This window comes from bacterium (assembly GCA_022763185.1).
Taxonomy (GTDB): domain Bacteria; phylum Bdellovibrionota_G; class JALEGL01; order JALEGL01; family JALEGL01; genus JALEGL01.
The window spans coordinates 79,877-98,645 of the sequence record JALEGL010000008.1; the positions used below are offsets into that span (position 1 = coordinate 79,877).

Annotated in this window: 15 protein-coding genes and 1 tRNA gene; 3 read left to right on the plus strand and 13 right to left on the minus strand. The window is 38.3% G+C overall.

Annotated features, from left to right (window positions below; all coding sequences use genetic code 11):
- Position 1 precedes the first annotated feature (1 nt).
- The 10 genes from MRY82_05495 to MRY82_05540 all read right to left on the minus strand — a co-directional run bounded on the left by MRY82_05495 (position 2) and on the right by MRY82_05540 (position 11,503).
- Positions 2–973: an FAD:protein FMN transferase gene (locus tag MRY82_05495; GenBank protein MCI5072380.1), complete on the minus strand. Its 972-nt coding sequence runs from the start codon at positions 971–973 to the stop codon at positions 2–4.
- 159 nt (positions 974–1,132) lie between these two features.
- Positions 1,133–2,359, minus strand: a complete 1,227-nt coding sequence (nqrF, locus tag MRY82_05500) for an NADH:ubiquinone reductase (Na(+)-transporting) subunit F (protein MCI5072381.1) — start codon at positions 2,357–2,359, stop codon at positions 1,133–1,135.
- Positions 2,360–2,378: 19 nt separating this feature from the next.
- Positions 2,379–2,987, minus strand: a complete 609-nt coding sequence (nqrE, locus tag MRY82_05505) for an NADH:ubiquinone reductase (Na(+)-transporting) subunit E (protein MCI5072382.1) — start codon at positions 2,985–2,987, stop codon at positions 2,379–2,381.
- Between the two features lie 2 nt (positions 2,988–2,989).
- Entirely contained in the window at positions 2,990–3,622 is a 633-nt protein-coding gene (locus MRY82_05510; GenBank protein ID MCI5072383.1) for an NADH:ubiquinone reductase (Na(+)-transporting) subunit D, read from the minus strand.
- Entirely contained in the window at positions 3,612–4,448 is an 837-nt protein-coding gene (locus MRY82_05515; GenBank protein MCI5072384.1) for a Na(+)-translocating NADH-quinone reductase subunit C, read from the minus strand. The genes MRY82_05510 and MRY82_05515 overlap by 11 nt, the downstream gene beginning before the upstream one ends.
- The gene (locus MRY82_05520) at positions 4,445–5,698 is read right to left on the minus strand and encodes an NADH:ubiquinone reductase (Na(+)-transporting) subunit B (GenBank protein MCI5072385.1); all 1,254 of its coding nucleotides are present in this window, start codon (positions 5,696–5,698) and stop codon (positions 4,445–4,447) included. The genes MRY82_05515 and MRY82_05520 overlap by 4 nt, the downstream gene beginning before the upstream one ends.
- The gene (locus MRY82_05525) at positions 5,698–7,059 is read right to left on the minus strand and encodes a Na(+)-translocating NADH-quinone reductase subunit A (GenBank protein ID MCI5072386.1); all 1,362 of its coding nucleotides are present in this window, start codon (positions 7,057–7,059) and stop codon (positions 5,698–5,700) included. The genes MRY82_05520 and MRY82_05525 overlap by 1 nt, the downstream gene beginning before the upstream one ends.
- Before the next feature lie 250 nt (positions 7,060–7,309).
- A complete protein-coding gene (locus MRY82_05530; GenBank protein ID MCI5072387.1) occupies positions 7,310–8,677 on the minus strand; it encodes a hypothetical protein in 1,368 nt (455 codons plus the stop codon).
- Positions 8,678–8,718: 41 nt separating this feature from the next.
- Positions 8,719–9,357, minus strand: coding sequence for a redoxin domain-containing protein (locus tag MRY82_05535; GenBank protein MCI5072388.1), 639 nt, complete (start codon positions 9,355–9,357; stop codon positions 8,719–8,721).
- 37 nt (positions 9,358–9,394) lie between these two features.
- Positions 9,395–11,503 carry a thioredoxin family protein gene (locus MRY82_05540; GenBank protein ID MCI5072389.1) on the minus strand — a complete coding sequence of 703 codons (2,109 nt, stop codon included), beginning with the start codon at positions 11,501–11,503 and terminating at the stop codon, positions 9,395–9,397.
- Positions 11,504–11,642: 139 nt separating this feature from the next.
- On the opposite strand from MRY82_05540, the gene MRY82_05545 reads away from it, so the two are divergent.
- The gene (locus MRY82_05545; GenBank protein MCI5072390.1) at positions 11,643–13,706 is read left to right on the plus strand and encodes a sodium-translocating pyrophosphatase; all 2,064 of its coding nucleotides are present in this window, start codon (positions 11,643–11,645) and stop codon (positions 13,704–13,706) included.
- 239 nt (positions 13,707–13,945) lie between these two features.
- A complete protein-coding gene (locus MRY82_05550) occupies positions 13,946–14,941 on the plus strand; it encodes a hypothetical protein (protein ID MCI5072391.1) in 996 nt (331 codons plus the stop codon).
- Between the two features lie 114 nt (positions 14,942–15,055).
- Here MRY82_05550 and MRY82_05555 read toward each other — a convergent pair whose 3' ends face one another.
- Positions 15,056–15,475 (minus strand): SufE family protein, encoded by a 420-nt coding sequence (locus MRY82_05555; protein ID MCI5072392.1) that lies wholly within the window; start codon positions 15,473–15,475, stop codon positions 15,056–15,058.
- 45 nt (positions 15,476–15,520) lie between these two features.
- Between MRY82_05555 and leuS the strand changes: the two genes are divergently transcribed.
- Positions 15,521–18,268 carry a leucine--tRNA ligase gene (leuS, locus tag MRY82_05560; protein ID MCI5072393.1) on the plus strand — a complete coding sequence of 916 codons (2,748 nt, stop codon included), beginning with the start codon at positions 15,521–15,523 and terminating at the stop codon, positions 18,266–18,268.
- On the opposite strand, the gene MRY82_05565 is transcribed toward leuS, so the two are convergent.
- Positions 18,269–18,598 (minus strand): hypothetical protein, encoded by a 330-nt coding sequence (locus MRY82_05565; GenBank protein ID MCI5072394.1) that lies wholly within the window; start codon positions 18,596–18,598, stop codon positions 18,269–18,271. It lies immediately after the preceding gene.
- Between the two features lie 91 nt (positions 18,599–18,689).
- Positions 18,690–18,765: transfer RNA gene (locus MRY82_05570), tRNA-Thr, on the minus strand.
- Between the last annotated feature and the right edge of the window lie 4 nt (positions 18,766–18,769).

Here is an 18,769-nt window from a genome sequence, read left to right on the forward strand (position 1 = left end):
CTTATCTAGTTTTCTTTTCTAATTCCAGTAAATAATTGCTGGTATAAGCCATAAGTTGTCCAGAATCCTTTTCTACAATAAATAAGGCAGCCAAGCCCAGGTTGTTAGCCAGTTTAAAGGCTTGTGGATGCCCCATTGCCAGTAAGCCTGTAGCGTAGGCATCAGCATCCATACAGTTTTTGTGTAAAACCGTGACTGAACGAGTTTTGTGTTGGCTGGGGTATCCCGTACTTGGAATCAAGGTATGGTTGTATTTTTTACCCTGATGCATAAAAAAATTGCGATAGTCGCCTGATGTTGCCATGGCCATGTCTGTTAAATTTAAAGTTTTAAAAATGGTTCTTTTACTGGTTTCCTTCATTTGAGGCTTTTCAATGGCCACTTTCCAAGCTTGTTTTTTTGCATCTCTAAAGCCTTTTACGCTTAACTCTCCACCTATTTCAACATAATGGTGCTGATGTCCCATAGACAGCAATAATGAACTGATTTCATCAACCGCGTAACCTTTGGCGATGGCTGAGTAGTCTAGCTGAATAGAGCTTGATTTTTTCTTGATTTGATAAACAATGTTTTGCGCAAGCTCTATTTTATCCATGCCTATATAAGGCAAGAGCACATCAATTTCACTTTGTTTTGGGACCCCAACACTTTCAGTATAGCCAAATCCCCACAGATTAATAAGAGGACCAAGTGTAGGGTCAAAATAATAATCCGTTAAAATGGCCACTTCTTGAGCTTTTTGGCTCACTAAAAACATGTCTTTGCTGATATTCATCCAGGTGTTGGCTTTAAAATTGTTAAATCGAGAGATTTCAGAATCTTTAATATAGGTAGATAAACTTTGGTTGATAGCGTTTAATTTTTGATCTATTGCACTTTGAATTTTTGAGGGATCGATTTTGATATTTTCTTGTTTAGGAAGAGTGATGGTGTAAGTTGTGCCCATGGTTTTCCCATTGATTTTGATGTGCACAATTTTTTTTTCGCAGGAGGAGAGGGTAAGGAGAAATGAAAAAACAAAAAGTAATTTGAGTAAGCTGTGATTTTTCATAGGATTGTCTCGTCGTTTTTATGTATTCAGTAAGTATTGTCCTCACTTAACAAAAAAGGAGCGTATAAAGCTCCTTTTTTATTAACCGCCAAAGTCGTCAAATAGAATGTTTTCTGGTTCAACGCCTAGGTCTTCAAGTAATTTAAAGACAGCCGCATTCATCATAGGCGGACCACAAATGTAATACTCACAATCTTCTGGAGCTTCGTGATCTTTTAGATAGTTTTCATACAAGACATTGTGGATGAAGCCTGTATAACCAGTCCAGTTATCTTCTGGTAAAGGCTCAGACAGAGCAACATTCCAGGTAAAATTATCATTGTCTTTAGCAATACTGTCAAAGTCTTCTACATAAAACATTTCACGTTTGCTTCTTGCACCATACCAAAAACTTACTTTTCTATCTGTATGAATACGTCTAAATTGATCAAAGATATGAGAGCGCATCGGGGCCATACCTGCCCCACCACCAATAAAAATCATTTCGGCTTTGGTATCTTTGGCAAAGAATTCACCGTAAGGTCCAGAAATAGTCACTTCATCACCAGGTTTTAGATTGAATATGTATGAGGATGCAATACCAGGAGGTGCGTCAGGCGCTTGTCTTGGAGGCGTTGCTATTCTCACGTTGAGCATAATAATGCCTTTTTCTTCAGGGTAATTGGCCATAGAATAAGCTCTCACCACTTCTTCTGAGGGGTTTGAGCGATATTGCCATAGATTAAATTTATCCCAATCTTCTTTGTATTCATCTTCAACAATGAAACTATCAAATTTAATATCATGTTCTGGGATATCAATTTGAATATAGCCACCCGCTTTAAAATTGACATCTTCACCCTCTGGCAACTCTAAAACCAGTTCTTTGATGAATGTAGCAACGTTATGATTGGATCTAACTTTACATTTCCACTTTTTAACGGAGAAAATTTCATCTGGGACTTCAATTTTCATGTCCTGTTTTACTGCAACTTGGCAAGAGAGCCTGACACCTTCAGCAGCTTCTGATCTATTAATTTGGGTACGCTCAGTAGGTAAGATATCTCCACCACCTTCTAAAACCTTGACCGTACACTGACCACAGGTGCCGCCGCCACCGCAAGCAGAAGAAACAAATAATTTTTTGTCCGCAAGTACGTTAAGGAGTTTGCCTCCTGCATTGGCTTGAATTGGGTTGTCTGTATCACCATTGACAATAATATTGACTTTGCCTGAACTGACCAGTTTTGCTCGTGCAGCCAATATACCTGCAACTAAAACTAGAACAATAAGGGTAAAAAATAGTACACCTAAGATAATTTCTAACATTGTTTATTGCCTCTTATCTTTATAGTTGAATTCCACCAAAAGCCATAAATGCCAATGACATTAAGCCTACGGTAATAAATGTTATGCCTAATCCTTTAAGTCCATCAGGGACATCGCTGTATCTGAGTTTTTCACGAATTCCTGCCAAAGCCACAATAGCTAAGCCCCAACCAATGCCTGAACCTAAACCATAGGTTATACTTTCAGCAAAGTTGTAGTCTCGTTCAACCATGAACAAAGAGCCGCCCAAAATAGCGCAGTTTACAGTAATCAAAGGCAAGAAAATACCCAAAGCATTGTACAAAGCAGGAAAGAACTTATCCAAAGTCATTTCTAAAACCTGAACGACGGCAGCAATAACTCCAATGTAAGTGATTAAACCTAAAAAGCTTAGGTTAACGCCCTCAATACCAAAGCGTTCCAAAGCACCTTCTTTGATAATGAATTGATATAAGACATTGTTGATTGGAACGGTTAAAGTCTGAACAATAACCACCGCAATCCCTAAACCAAAAGCTGTATCTACTTTTTTAGAAACCGCCAAAAAAGTACACATGCCCAAGAAAAAGGCAAGCGCCAGGTTTTCTACGAAAATGGCTTTAAACAGTAAACTTAAATAATGTTCCATGATTATTCATCCCTTTCAACTTGTTCGGTTTTAAAAGTTCTTAAAACCCAAATAAAAATACCAATAATAAAAAATGCACTTGGAGAGAGTAACATCAAGCCATTGGTCTGATACCATCCGCCTTCAGAAGCTAGAGGTAACACTTTATAGCCCAATATAGCACCTGAACCGAGCAGTTCTCTGAAGAACCCTACAAAAAGTAATACAATGCTGTAACCCAAGCCGTTACCAATACCATCTAAAAAGCTTGGAAGCACAGGGTTCTTCATAGCAAATGCTTCAGCTCTACCCATCACAATACAGTTGGTGATGATTAATCCAACAAAGACTGACATCTGTTTGCTTACTTCATAAGCATAAGCTTTTAAAAACTGATCCACCAAAATCACAAAGGATGCAATAATGGTCATCTGAACAATAATACGAATATTGCTCGGGATATGGTTTCTAATTAAACTGACACTGGCATTGGAAAAGGCAACAACAAAAGTCACAGCCAAACACATGGTGATGGTTGTAGAAAGCTTGGTTGTAACCGCTAGAGCAGAGCATATCCCCAGAATTTGCAGTGCAATAGGATTGTTATTAAAGAGTGGGTCTAGAACTATTTTTTTAACATTTGTCTTAGTTGACATCTGTTGCTCCTTGCTCTGAAGTTGTTTTGTTGTTTTGACTTAATGATGGGTTATTAAATTTTTTCAGGTCTAAGTTTTTTAATAATGGGCCGTAAGCTTCTTCACCGAACCAATACTTTAACATATTGCTTACACCTCTGGATGTTATTGTTGCTCCAGACAGTCCATCCACTTTATAGTCAGCATTGCTCGTACTGCTTTCAACCTGGCCTTTTATAACTTCAATAGCAGGTTTGCCGTTTTCATTATAAATCACTTTACCTTGCCACTTGGCTTGCCATTGAGGGTTATCTACCTCACCACCTAAACCAGGTGTTTCTTGATGTTCATAAAATGAAATACCTTTAACGGTGTTAAGATCTGTATCCAATGAGATAAAACCATAAAGGGTAGACCATAGTCCTTTACCATGAATAGGTAAAATGATTTGTTTTATGGCTCCTTCCTGTTTGACAAAATAAATTAAACCTTTATTCGCTCTGGTTTTAATGTTGGCGTAATCTTGTTCAATTTTAGTTGAACGCTCAGGGTCTTTGGCGGCTTTTCTTTGATCGTAAGCTTCAGGAATCTCTGTATTTAACTTTTGATCTTCAAAGTTATACAGCAAAGGCTCTATTGAATTATCAAAAACAGAGTTAATGATTTCGGCATTTGCCGATTTATCGATAAGACCAGCAGTGACCAAAATATTTTTCTTTTTGTCCAGTGCTTTGTTGCGTTCTTGCTTATCTCTTAACAAAACCGCAGCACCGGACACTAAAATAGAACAAACAATACACAACGTTAATGAAACAATAAGTGTTTTTTTGATTGAATCGTTATTCATGCGGCACTCCTTTTTGAGTTTGCTTCCAGTGCACCCCAAAGTTTTTGCGTTCTTTTTTTGCGTAATTTAATGTTTTTAGAAATCACAATATAGTCCATCACTGGAGCAAAAACATTGGCAAATAAAATAGCCAACATCACACCTTCTGGAAATGCTGGGTTAATGACTCTTATAAGAATGGTCATAAAACCAATGAGAAAACCATAAGCCCATTTGGCAGATTTATTCATGGGCGCAGACACAGGATCTGTTGTCATGAATACGGTTGCAAATGCAAAGCCGCCAATAACCAAATGCCAGTGAGGAGGTACAGAAAACATAGGGTTGCTTTCACTTCCTATGCCATACAGCAAAGCAGAAAAACTCAGTAAACCAATGACGGTTGATAACATGATGCGCCAAGAGCCAACACCCGTAAAAATAAGAACCGCGGCACCAAATAAGACGGCAACAACAGATGTTTCTCCCATGGAACCTTGGATAAGTCCTAAAAATGAATTCATCCAGCTGACGCTTTCATGAATAGCATCAAAGCCGCCAATTGCGCCTAAGCCTAAAGCAGTGGCTCCAGAAAAACCGTCAACAGCAGTCCATACTGCATCACCACTGATTTGAGCAGGATAAGCAAAGTATAAAAAAGCTCTACCGGTTAATGCAGGGTTTAAAAAATTCTTACCTGTACCACCAAAAACTTCTTTACCTATGATAACAGCAAAGATAATCCCTACTGCAGCTTGCCAAAGGGGGATGGTAGCTGGAAGCGTTAAAGGGTATAGCAGTCCGGTAACCAAAAAGCCCTCATTGATCTCATGTTTTCTAACAATAGAAAAAGCTGCTTCACATAAACCACCGGCCAAGTTGCTCACTAAAAATATGGGTGCAAAATACAGTAAACCATGCACAAAACAATGAACAATATTTGCCGGATCATAGCCTAAACCCAAAAATGAAAGAACAGAGCCGCGCCAATCACTTTTTACTGCCAGACCCATGGCTTCCATGGCCAAGTTGGCCTGTAAGCCAGTGTTATAACAAGCAAACAATATACAAGGCATTAAGGCTAAGCCAACAGTCCCCATAACTCGCTTAAGGTCCATGGCATCTCTGACTTGTACGCTGCCTTGTGTCGTTTCTCCAGGAGTATACAAGAAAGTGTCAATGGCTTCATAAAGAGGGTAAAGTTTTTCTAATTTCCCGCCTTTATGAAAGTGGGTACCAATTTTATCTAAACTGTTGCGTAAAAGTTTCATTATAAACCTTTCTCCAAATCTGTAAGAATGTTTCTTAACATTGGGCCGTAATCTTTTTTACCAGAACAGGCAAAAGTGCATAAGGCAAGGTCTTCTTCATCTAGCTCAATGCAACCTAGCTGCTCTGCATTTTCTATATCATGCATGCACAAAGCTTTTAACAATGGTACGGGTAAAATATGAAGAGGAAATACACTTTCAAATGCACCGGTAGGAACAATGGCGCGTGGGCTACCATGTGTAGAATTGCTAAAAGGAAGTTTAATGAAAGGAATCATTTTTGATAAAAACAAGTTTTTAACTGAGAACTTGTCAAAACCTGGGCCTTGCCAACCCAAAAGTTCTCTTTCGGTATCATCTTTTAAGGCAGTGATTTGTAAGTGAAAACGTCCCAAGTAATTAAAAATTTCATCCTGATTTCTTCCAGAAAAAACCGAGCCTGAACGAACACTTGCTTCTGAAATGTCTTTTATACTGCCATCTATGGTTTGAAGAATATTAGCACCCAAGCTTACCAAAGCCAACTTAGGCACTTTAAATTCAGAGCCGGCAATGCTAATCACTCTTTGTGTCCATAGTTTTCCTGTTGCAAGCAGTTTGCCTAAAGCAATAAGGTCTTGGTAGCCAATATGCCAAACTTCATGGTTTTTATCGGCAGGAGCCAAAAAGTGAATATGCGTGCCTACAAGCCCAGATGGGTGAGGGCCTTCAAAACAAACGGTTTCGCAATTGTCTGGTATGTTGTTGTATTGAACATGTTGATTGGATACACAGAAAAAGGTTTTAGGAGCTAAAAGGCTAATAGCTTTTAAACCCAAGTCAAAATCTTTTTGAAACTTGGCAATGATTTTATTGGGGTAAGGCGCAAAGGGATTTGTGTCTGTGGCTGTGATGAATAAAGCTTTGGGTTTTGCGTTAACTTGAGGTGTTTTGGAGTAAGGTCTTGTTCGCAAAGCTGTCCAAAGTCCGGACTCTTGCATTAATTTTTGAACATCGTTTTTTGAAAAATCACCGTTTGCAAAGTTATTGTTATAAGTACTAAAATCTACGTGATTTTGCTCTGAACTTTTTTCAATAACCATAGATTGGAATACACGTTTGTCTCCACGATTAATAGATTTAACAGTGCCCGCAACTGGACTGGTAAACACAACACCAGGATTTTTTTTGTCTTCAAAAACGGCCTGGCCAATGTTAACGGTATCACCTACTTTGGTAAGAATTGTAGGCTTCATGCCATTGTAGTCAGGGCCCAAAATAGCAACGTCTTTTGCCTGAGCGCTAAGGTCGTGGATTTCATTTGAAACAACTTCACCAGTAATGGGAAGTGTAATACCTTTTGAGATCTTGATTGTTTTCACTGTGTATACCTACCTCGTAGTGTTAAGAGTTCTATCATGCACTCTTTTACATAATCTTGATGTAATTTCAGCGGTAAAAAACAACACTGGTCACCAAGTTATAATTCTGAGTCCCTTCTAATGGATTTATTTATTTTTTCAATATTATTTTAGTCATTTTAGGGTTTTTATTGTCGCAACACAGGAGGCCTAAGAGGGGCTTTAACTCTAGTAAAGATCAAGTTTATTGTTTAACCTCGAGATTTCTTTATCAAGAACGATTTTTTGCAAATAAAAGCCCCAAAGCAAAAGCTAGCGTTGAGGATAAAACAATAGTCCATGACCAAGCCAAAGCCGGTTTGATGTAAAAATTGGCAAATACAGTGCTAAAAAAACCACCCAACAAAGCTGAGATAATCATGCTGGTGTTAACCGGACGTTTTAGAAAAACAAATAAACTTAAAATACCTATGAGGCCACCATTAATATAGTTCATAGATCCCATAGCTAAGCTTAAAAAATCTTTGGCGTGTTGATTGATTTGAATAAACAGTAGAGCAAAGCCCAACAAGCAAAGCAAAGATAAAAATGACCAGTATTGGCCTGAGCGTTCACTGCTAAAGATAGATTTCCAAATGGCGCCTGTTGAATTGATGGCAGAATCTAAAGTGGACATGGCCGCAGCAAAAACCAAAACTGTAAAAGAACCAAGAAACAGTGGGTTGTTGATGGTCATCATATAACTGACCAAAGGTGACTTTGCATCTAAGCCATGTAAGTTGGATTGTTTGAGTAAAATACCCACCGTCAAATAAAGAACAATAACCAAAGTGGCGCCCACACCAGATAACACCATGGCTTTTTGTGCTTCAGGCAGGCTTTTTACGGCCAGGACGCGTTGATTTAGGTCTTGATCAGCACCATGACTGCCAATGGGAATGAATATTCCACCAATCAGTAAAGAGATAAAGTATAGAGCATTGTGGTGATTGGCTTGGGTATTAATCCAAGAGCTTTGAGCAAACCAATCTTCAACAGTGTAATGTTGAGTAAAGTGAATGCAGAGGAAAAACCCCATCAAAAGAATGATGTACGCTTGGATTTGATCGGTAAAAATAACAGCTTGTAGTCCACCCAACAAACTATAGAGACCCACAATGAAAGTGATCATAATTAAGCATGTTCCGATGGGTATATTCAACAACTGGTTAAGAGCATAGCCAGCCATAAAAAAGCGAACACCGCTGGAGATGAATTTTGCTAACAAATATGCAGCACTGAGAACTTTTTTAGCATTTGCATTGTTACCACAGATGGTCTGATAAATAGAAAGTTTGTGGGGTTCATAAAGTTTTTGCAGGTAAAAGTAAGCGACCAACCAACGGCCAATAATATAGCCCATGCCTAACCAAGCCAGTTGATAACTCGAACTCATCCCCACAGCTGGAAAAATTAAAATGGTAGCAACCGAGGTTTCAGTGGCTACAACAGACAACACTGAAGGAACAAGGCCAATGTTTCTATTGGCGAGAAAGTAACTTTTATCTGTTGTCTGTTTGGTTTTTTTTATGAAAAAAAAACCAGAAAACAATATCAAAAAGTAAACAACAAGAGGCGTAAAAAATAATACTTGTCCCATTAAACTTAAAAATACTGAATTACTTGGTTGTTTTTATCGCTTTAGTTTGTAGGCTTGTATTTCACAGAGCAGCCAATGGCTCTGGTGCTAGCGATTTCACTCTCAATGGTTTTACCTTTAAAAATACGATTGAATAAAACATCTTTTAAGTACTTATGCTCAGCGCTTTTAATAGAAGAAGCTTTAAGTGAATTAGCATTTTTGCCACCATCAACACCTCCTTGATAAATTAGCTTACCCTCTGGATCAATAATAAATATATGGGGGGTAGCACTGGCACCGAAGGCTTTGCCTATTTCGCCTGATTCATCAATGATAAACGCATCGGCATTGGAGTCAAAATCAGACATGATTTTTTTTGCTTCATCGTTACTAAAGTAAGCGGGGTGTTTTTTGTACGAAGAACTTATACTGAGCCAGACAAGCGGGTGTTTTTTATCAGACTTGGCTTCTTTTTGAATATTGGGCAAATTTTTGCTGTTATAATGTTTTTTAACATAGGGGCAGCTAGGGTTAAACCATTCTAAAACAATGTATTTACCTTTTAAGTTCTCTAGACTGTAGGTTTTACCATCGTGACCTATGGCAGAAAAAGCTGGCGCTTTCTGGCCAATATTGGCAGCAAAACTCAATGAACATAAAGCAATGACAGTAAAAAGTATATTCTTGATTGTAGACATGATTCTAATCCTCCCAAAAGTTTTGTTCAGTTGTATCTTATTTTGTCAGTCTGTCCATAAAAACTTTGGGTGTAAGAATCTCTGGTAAAACAATAGGATTTTGCCCTTGATGGTAATAAATATACAAAGGAACACTGGCCCGGTTAAAACGCTTTAAAAAATCTGTAATGCTTGCGTCATAGTGAGTCCAGTCAGCTTTAATCATCACAATATTGTTGGTTTCAACAAAGTCTAAAACATTTTTATTATTGAAGGTGATGCTCTCATTGACTTTACACGTTACACACCAATCGGCTGTGAAATCAATGAATACATGATGTTTTTGTTCAAGATGATTTTGTAGAGTTTGCGGAGAAAAATCAAGCCATAAACCAGAATACTTTTGCGATGCACTTGTTTTATCAACGACTGTATCAGGCAAACATTTGTTTAAAGCAAAGATGCCAATGCTTAAATTAAATATAAGAATAAAATATAGAAAAACTTTTGATAAAGTGCGCTTAAATTTTAAGATAAATATAACACTGGCAAAAAATAAAAGTGAAAACAGAAGCCAGAACATATGATTGATCGATTGCAGCTGGCCATAAAGCCAGGAAAGCCAAAGTAGAGTAGCCAACATGGGGAAAAATAAAATATGTTTAAATGTATTCAACCAGGGTCCGCTTTTGGGAAGGCTAGGGATGTGTTTTGGAAAAAAGAAGATGTAGAGATAGGGTAGGGTAAATCCAAGACCCAAAAATAGAAAAATAACTAAAATATAAACCATAGTTTGAGTGAGAGCATAGCCCAAAGAGACGCCCATAAATGGAGCTGAACAAGGTGAAGCCAAGAGAACTGCAAGAAAACCTGTAAAAAAAGATTGTGACTTCTTAACCCCACTGAGTTGTTGATTGAGCTTTGATAAACCTGGAAGTTCAATATGAATTAAATCAACAAAGCTCAAGGCTAAGATTAAAAATACAAAAGAGAGTGTTAAAATAAACCATGGAGATTGAAGTTGAAACCCCCAGCCAAGAGAAAGCCCCATTTGTTTTAAGGCAACAATGCATAAAGCTATGCTTTGAAAACAAGTAATACAGCCAACAATAAACAGTCCGGCATCTTTACGAATGTCTTTATACGAGTTTTTCTGATGATGAACCAATGAAATAAGTTTTAAGGAAATAATGGGAAATACACAGGGCATTAGGTTTAAAATGGCACCTCCTATAAAAGCAAAAATAATCATCAACCATAAAGAAGGAGCGTCTTTATTCGACTGAGATTCTGATAAAATTTGAGTCGTTTGAAGTGCTGGCTCTGACCCTTCAGTATTAACCAAAAAATAGTGGTGAGTGTTTTCGGTGTGAATTAAGAGCAGCCCTTTGATGCTATCAACATCAAGGGCTTGAGTTTTTTCAAACTCAAGGCTTAAGTTTTGTTGTTCAGCCGTAACTTTAGGTTTTTTGTAAGAAAGAATAGAAGGTTCTTCAACTAAAAAATCATAATCTTTAATATTCAGCTTTGAAGTGGATTTTGGAAGAACCAAGTTAAGCTGAGTGCTTTGTTTTTGATCTTTTAAAGTATAGTTTTGAATCGGTGTATTTGCTTGCTGCGTGTTAAAACGATTAAACGTGTTTTGAATATCCTGGTTGACCGTCAGTGAAGAAGCATCAACAATATCAAGCTTAAGCTCAAACTGTCCAAACTCAGGAACACATTCTTCTTTACAAACCAGCCATTGAGCATCTAGCGTAATATCAAGAGGTGATTTAGCGTTATGTTCTGGGAGAAGCCTAATCGGAACAAGTAAAATAAGTTCATCTTTATAGGCAAAAGACGTCAGAGGAGGTGTGTCTATTCTTACTGGGGTAGGCCATTGAGTTTCATAAAACTCAAGCCCTTTTGCAGTAAACGTTAACGTTGCAGGAGCGCCGGAGTCTCCTGGGTTTTTCCAGTAAGTATGCCAGCCTTCATTGAGTTTTATCTGAAAAGCAAGGTGTGTTGATGGGGAATGATCAGAGATGGCTATATTATTATGTTGTGCGATGAGCCGAGCTTGACTGTGTGAAAAAGTTTTGAATTTTGATTGATTGGGGGCTTGAGCAAAACCATAGGTATGAAAAAAGAACAATCCCAAACAGGCAAATAAAAAATTTTTCATGCTCTGTTTTTATACAAAGCCAGCATAATGTCAAAAATCTTGTAATCATTTTCAATGGATAGTTGATTTTTTTATATTTCACCGTTATGGAAGCAAAATTACTGATATCACTTTAGTTCAATGTAAGGAGTTATAAAAAATGGATATGGAAACTTTGAAATTGGCAACCCCAGTTGCGGGTATTGCAGGTTTGGTGGTTGCATTTTTGATATATTTAAATATCAAAAGTAGAGCAACTGGTACAGATAGAATGAAAGAAATTGCTTTAGCCATTGAAGATGGTGCCATGGCATTTTTAAAACGTGAATATCAAATTTTAACTGGTTTTGTCATCATTGTTGCGGCATTGATGGCTTGGAAACTGGATGTTAATACAGCCATAGCTTTTATATTTGGTGCCTTATGTTCTGTATTTGCAGGTTTCTTTGGGATGAAATCTGCCACCAAATCCAATGTCAGAACAACAGCTGCAGCAAAAGATCAAGGTCAAGCAGCAGCTTTGAGTGTAGCCTTCTTAGGCGGCTCAGTGATGGGCCTATCCGTGGCTTCTTTAGGCTTGTTAGGTGTGGGTATTTTATTTTGGATGTACGGCAGTCCTGAAACTGCGCAAGTGATCAATGGTTTTTCCATGGGCGCCAGCTCCATTGCTCTTTTTGCACGTGTAGGTGGCGGTATTTATACCAAAGCTGCAGATGTTGGAGCTGACCTTGTAGGTAAAGTTGAAGCGGGTATTCCTGAAGATGATCCAAGAAACCCTGGCGTTATTGCTGATAATGTTGGTGATAATGTTGGCGATGTAGCCGGTATGGGTGCTGATATTTTTGAATCCTATGTTGGATCTATCATTGCTACAATAGCTTTGGGTGCCACTGTTGTTGGTACGGCATTGGTAAGCTTGGGTGATGGCAGTGGTGTTGAAGAAAGTGTTTTAAGGTCTGCATTGATGGGCTTACCACTTATGTTAGCTTTAGCTGGCCTGGGTGCTTCACTGGTAGGAATTGCTTCTATTAAAGTGTTAAAAGATTCTGATCCAGCCAAAGCTTTACGTTATTCAACTTTTATTGCGGCGGGTTTATTTTTATTGGCCAGTTACTTTATTGTTAACTGCCTTCCAATCAGCAACGGTTTGTTTTACGCCATTTTGGTGGGAACCATTGCCGGAACCTGCATTGGTTTGGTTACTGAATATTATACTAGTGCTGCACCAGTACGTAGAATTGCTAAAGCTTCTCAAACAGGAGCAGCTACAAATATTATTGCAGGTCTTGCCGTTGGTTTAGAAAGCTGTGTGATGCCCATCATTATGATTGCCATTGCCATCTTTTTTGCCAATAGTTTGGGCGGTTTGTACGGAATTGCTCTAGCAGCTGTCGGTATGCTAGCAACCGTGGGTGTAACCATGTCTGTGGATGCCTATGGTCCTATTGCCGATAACGCAGGAGGAATTTCTGAAATGAGCGGTTTGGGTGAAGACGTCAGAAAAATCACAGATGGTTTGGATGCTTTGGGCAACACAACAGCTGCTGTAGGTAAAGGTTTTGCCATTGGTTCTGCTGCTTTGACTGCCTTAGCTTTGTTTGCAGCTTATACACAAGGGATAGATTATGTCAGAGCCATGCGAGGAGACAGTGCCATTGTGATTGCCATCACTGATGCTAAAGTTGTGATTGGTTTATTGCTGGGTGGTGTTTTACCTTTCTTTGTTGGTGCTTATACCATGACCAGTGTGGGTAGAGCTGCCGGATATATGGTAGATGAAATCAGACGCCAGTTTAGAGAAATCCCTGGATTGCTTGAAGGTAAAGAAGGCGTTAAACCTGATTCAGCCCGCTGTGTGGAAATTTCAACCAGTGCTGCATTAAAAGAAATGGTTGTCCCTGGTCTTGTGGCCGTTGTATCTCCTGTTGTCATTGGTTTTGGTTTAGGTGCAGAGGCTTTAGGTGGAACTTTGGCGGGTGCAACTGTAACCGGTGTATTGATGGCTTTGTTTATGTCCAATGGCGGTGGTGCTTGGGATAATGCCAAAAAAGCCATTGAAAATGGTGAAATAGAAGGCGAGAGCAAAGGCTCTGAAGCTCATAAAGCAACTGTAGTTGGTGACACAGTGGGTGATCCATTCAAAGATACCAGCGGACCATCAATGAACATCTTGATTAAATTGATGTCTATTGTGTCTTTGGTGATTGCTCCGATGATCGCATAGTATTTATTTCTGGGTATCGATATACAGCTCAAAAAGAGCGGTAGTCTTTTGGACACCGCTCTTTTTTATTTTGTAAGACTGTTTAAAATCAAAAAATAATCCTACTGTTTAGAAAAAAATTTAATTTTTGCAGCTTTATCATTGGGGTAGATTTCTAAAATTTAAGCCTTGAATCTGCCAATAATTCTATGCTATGTAAAATCAATTCTAGATTTGTTCATCTTTGTTTTGGGGGAAACATGAGAAATATTTTATATTGTTTGGTTATATTATTTTCACCGTATTTATTTGCGCAAAAAATCATAATAAATTTGTATCCAGAGTTACATGGTGTTGGAAAATGTCCAGAGCAAACTGAAAAGTTAAAAACACTTACTATTTTAAGTGATAATTTTTATTTAGGTTTAGAAAATCAGCTTGCTTATGATGGACAAAGCTTAAATCCTTTTGGACTTGAGTCACCAAGAATTTATGCACCCGGGCATTATTTTTTACAGATGGTTAGAGCCTATTTACATCAAGCCAATATGCTTTATTATGCTAAAGGAAATCCAGTTCCAAACTTTAATCAAAAAGTTTATGTTAGTCTAAGAAATGCTTTAGGCAGCATGCTAAGCATGTTTTTCACTATGGAAAATTACAACAGATATATTCCAGAGGTTGATGAAATAGTGATAAATGATAATGAAATGCTTCATGATTTGGAACAAGTAAAAACTGTTCACTCTCAAGTTGATACTGCATTAAAAAACAATAATTTAACGGTTGTAGCTAATTTGAACCCAATCAATACTGCTATGACCAATTATTTGAATTATTTCTATCAAGATAAAAAAGCCGCCGTAATGGCCATTGTTGATGATCCAGGGCTTGCACAAGCAAAAAAAGAATACAGTATCGCCAGCAATGAAGAGATAAAAGCACAGCGAGATAGCTTAATTAATTTTAAAGGTAATCAAATCGATTACATTGACCGTATACATCCTCAACTGATTGAAGAATACATTGAATACAGCCTAATCAACAAAAACTACATGTTTCTTGATAATATCTATGACTACATACAAGAAAATAGTATTGAAACTTCTGATACACTTTCTGTAATTGTGGGTAAAAACCATGTTTTTGGCATGCAGCGCTTGGTGCAGCTTATTCCTAGGTTTAATGAAGCTTTCGAACTCGAAGTGCAAGAGGACTGTGCCAGCATTGAAGACTTTGATCCGTTTAAACGATAAGTTCTCCATTGAAGGTTTTGCAATGTTTATTAAAATGAACAAGGCTTGTGTTTTGTGTGTGCAAGCCTTGTTATAGTATGTTCAGTCCAGCCAAACTTAAGCTAAGCATGGCCCTTAGCTTGGCTGATTTTGCGCATAAGATTGAATGGTTTTAACCATAGAATAAAAGCCATTGCGTCGTATGGGGCTGAGGTGACTTTCTAAACCAAGCTTTTTGAAAATGTTTTCAATATCGGTTTGAGCTATATCCTGTGGAGACTGACTATTGTATATGGCCATGAGTAAGGCAACTAAACCTTTCACGATAATTGCGTCGCTGTCTGCATGGAAATATATAGCATCAGGTGTGGTTTTATCTTCATCAATGGCAAGCCAGACATTGCTCATGCAGCCTTCAACTTTGTATTGATCGGTTTTGTATTGGTCATCAATAGCAGGCATTTTTTTGGCGAGTTCAATGATATAAGTGTACTTGTCTTCCCAGTCACTCATAAATTCAAAGTCTTCTAAAATATTTTTTATTTCTGCTTTCATCGGGTTTACCTCTCAGTGAAAATGGTATACTCGGAACTTATGAAAATGTACACCTTTGCCGATATTGAAAAGAAATGGCAGCAGCACTGGCAAGAAAACAAGACCTTTAAAGCCCTTAATCCTGGGGATGCCGGCTTTGATGCCAATAAGCCTAAGTATTATGTCTTAGATATGTTTCCGTACCCTTCTGGCAAAGGTTTACACGTTGGTCATCCTTTAGGTTACATTGCAACCGATATTGTTGCGCGTTACAAACGCATGCAAGGCTTTAATGTTTTGCATCCCATGGGCTTTGATGCTTTTGGTTTGCCTGCGGAACAATATGCCATTGAAACAGGAACACATCCAGAGGTCACCACTCAAAAAAATATTGATAACATGCGCAGACAGCTTAAAGACTGTGCTTTAAGCTATGATTGGGATAGAGAGATCTCTACAACAGACCCAGAGTATTACAAGTGGACGCAATGGATTTTTTTACAATTGTTCAACAGCTACTTTGATGAGCAAGAGCAAAAAGCCAAACCTATAGAACATTTGATTGAAAATTTAAAGAAAGACCCAAAGGTCAATTGGGATAGTTTAAATGAAGTTGAGCAAGAAAGCATTTTATCTCAATACCGCTTGGCCTATCAAGCAGAAGTGCCTGTCAATTGGTGCCCTGAGTTGGGTACTGTTTTAGCCAACGAAGAGGTCACCAATGAAGGCCGTTCTGAACGGGGCAATTATCCGGTTTACAAACGTCCACTCAAACAATGGACCTTAAGAATCACCAAGTATGCCGATCGTCTGATTGATGATTTAGAGGCAGTTGATTGGCCCCTTGCCGTTAAAGAAATGCAAAAGAATTGGATTGGTAAAAGCACCGGTGCCCAAGTTAAGTTTTCCATAAATGATTTGGATGAAAGCATAGATGTGTTTACCACGCGGCCAGACACTCTGATGGGCTGTACATTTATGGTTTTGGCAGCTCAGCATCCTTTACTTAAAGAATTGGTTCCAAATGAAAAACAAGACCAGCTCAACAATTTTATTGAAGAGTGCGAAACTTTACAAGCCAATACCGGCTATGATGAAGAAGATAAAAAAATAGGGATGTTTACTGGAGCCTACGCTATACATCCCATAACTGGAGATAATATTCCCATTTGGACCGCCAATTATGTCTTAATGGATTATGGTACAGGTGCTGTTATGGCGGTGCCCGCACATGATGAAAGAGATTTTGCTTTTGCTAAACAATATGACATTGAAATTAAACCTGTGGTTGAGCCAGATCAAGCATGGTTAAAAAAACATAAGCTTGCAAGTATTAAAGAGTATGAACAACAATGTTCTAAATTGGATGAATGCTACAGTGATTATCATAAAGCGTTAAACTCAGCCTCAGAGCAATTGGATATCAATGGTTTAAGTTCACAAGATGCAAAAAATAAGATCATTGATTTTTTACACAACCAAGGCAAGGGCTTTAAAAAAATTCAATACAAATTAAGAGACTGGTTGTTTAGCAGACAACGTTATTGGGGTGAACCTTTCCCAGTCCTACACAAAGACAATGACGTGAGTGTGGGGGTAGAAGAAAAAAATCTACCTGTAGTTTTACCCCCTTTAGAAGACTTTAGGCCAACCGGCGGTTTATCAGCAGATGAGGAACCACAACCTTCATTGTCACGGGCAGAAAAAGCTTGGAAAGAAGTTGAAAAAAATGGAGTCCATTATCAACGTGAACTCAATACCATGCCTCAATGGGCAGGTTCTTGTTGGTACTATCTTCGCTTTTTAGACCCAAAAAATACAGAGCAGTTTGCAAGTGAAGAAGCTCAAAACTATTGGATGGGAGACAATGGCGTTGATTTATATGTGGGTGGGGTAGAGCATGCCGTCTTACACTTATTGTATGCTCGCTTTTGGCATAAAGTGTTGTATGATTTAGGCCATGTCAAAACTAAAGAGCCATTTGGTAAGCTGTTCAACCAAGGTTATATTCAGGCTTACTCTTATCAAGATGAACGCGGTATTTACGTCAATGCCCATGAAGTCAAAGAAGTGTCGAAAGATCAGTTTGAGTATGAAGGCAATAGCGTCAAGCGTAACTTGGGTAAAATGGGTAAGTCGCTTAAAAACTCCATCAGTCCCGATGAGATGATAGAAAAATATGGCTGCGATACCTTTAGATTGTATGAAATGTACTTGGGACCTTTGGATCAGTCGAAAGTCTGGGATACCGAAGCCATTGTTGGTGTGCATCGCTTTTTACAAAAACTATGGCGCAATTTGGTCAATGAAGAAACCGGTGAATTAAAAATTGTACAAGAAGAGGCCAGTAAAGAGCTCAATATGCAATTGCATCAGTGCATTAAAACCGTAACTGAATACATGGAAAACATGCGCTACAATGCAGCTATTGCCCAGATTATTCAGTTAAACAACAGTTTATCTTCACTGAGTACTGTGCCACACAATATTGCCAAAGCCATGTTGCAAATGCTTGCCCCTATGGCCCCTCATATTTGTGAAGAGTTGTGGAGCATGATGGGCAATACAACAGAGTTAAGTCAAGAATCCTGGCCAAGCTACGATGAAGCTTTGATTGCATCACAAGCCATTGAGATTGTCATTCAGGTCAATGGTAAAAAGAAAAGCAGTATTATGGTAGAAAAAGATACCGATGCTGAAGTGATAAAAGAAAAAGCCCAAGCGGATGATAAGATTATTAAAAACTTACAAGGCAAAACCATTCGAAAAGTGATTTATGTTCCAGGACGTTTGGTGAATATTGTAGCCAATTGATCAATATATTTTTGCTTTATCTTGCCAGATTTTTATGGCCTCCTGCCAGCTAGGAATAGTTTCAGATTCATAGCCGTGGGTTTTGCCTGTGGCAATGTTGTTAAATTGCTTGATTGCTTGCATGTGTACACCAGAATAAAGAAAACGCTGCATATCTTCTTTGCTTTCCCAAGCGGTAAGGGTGTGCGCATAACCGTTAACATTTTTTGTTTGGCAATAGACGTTACCAGATGCATTCCTTGCTTGATTAAAGCAAGGAATGGCGTAGCGATAAAACTTTAACCTTGCTATAAAATTTTTAGGTTTTAGGCCTGTGATAGAAATATACATCGCTTGTGGGATATATACGATAATAGATATCAAACAAATTTTTAACCGTGATTTAAAAAGTATTTTTAAAATTTAGGCCTAAAATTTAGTTTGGAGCCTCCCGCCAGAATCGAACTGGCGACCTACTCATTACGAATGAGTTGCTCTACCAACTGAGCTAGGGAGGCTAAA

Excerpts from the sequence above, each read along its gene's own strand:
- MRY82_05530 (MCI5072387.1), bottom strand. The coding sequence starts at position 8,677 with ATGGGACAAGTATTATTTTTTACGCCTCTTGTTGTTTACTTTTTGATA.
- MRY82_05535 (MCI5072388.1), bottom strand. The coding sequence starts at position 9,357 with ATGTCTACAATCAAGAATATACTTTTTACTGTCATTGCTTTATGTTCA.
- MRY82_05555 (MCI5072392.1), bottom strand. The coding sequence starts at position 15,475 with ATGAAAGCAGAAATAAAAAATATTTTAGAAGACTTTGAATTTATGAGT.
- MRY82_05510 (MCI5072383.1), bottom strand. The coding sequence starts at position 3,622 with ATGTCAACTAAGACAAATGTTAAAAAAATAGTTCTAGACCCACTCTTT.
- nqrE (MCI5072382.1), bottom strand. The coding sequence starts at position 2,987 with ATGGAACATTATTTAAGTTTACTGTTTAAAGCCATTTTCGTAGAAAAC.
- MRY82_05515 (MCI5072384.1), bottom strand. The coding sequence starts at position 4,448 with ATGAATAACGATTCAATCAAAAAAACACTTATTGTTTCATTAACGTTG.
- MRY82_05565 (MCI5072394.1), bottom strand. The coding sequence starts at position 18,598 with ATGTATATTTCTATCACAGGCCTAAAACCTAAAAATTTTATAGCAAGG.
- MRY82_05540 (MCI5072389.1), bottom strand. The coding sequence starts at position 11,503 with ATGAAAAATTTTTTATTTGCCTGTTTGGGATTGTTCTTTTTTCATACC.
- MRY82_05520 (MCI5072385.1), bottom strand. The coding sequence starts at position 5,698 with ATGAAACTTTTACGCAACAGTTTAGATAAAATTGGTACCCACTTTCAT.
- nqrF (MCI5072381.1), bottom strand. The coding sequence starts at position 2,359 with ATGTTAGAAATTATCTTAGGTGTACTATTTTTTACCCTTATTGTTCTA.
- MRY82_05550 (MCI5072391.1), top strand. The coding sequence starts at position 13,946 with ATGAGAAATATTTTATATTGTTTGGTTATATTATTTTCACCGTATTTA.
- MRY82_05545 (MCI5072390.1), top strand. The coding sequence starts at position 11,643 with ATGGATATGGAAACTTTGAAATTGGCAACCCCAGTTGCGGGTATTGCA.
- leuS (MCI5072393.1), top strand. The coding sequence starts at position 15,521 with ATGTACACCTTTGCCGATATTGAAAAGAAATGGCAGCAGCACTGGCAA.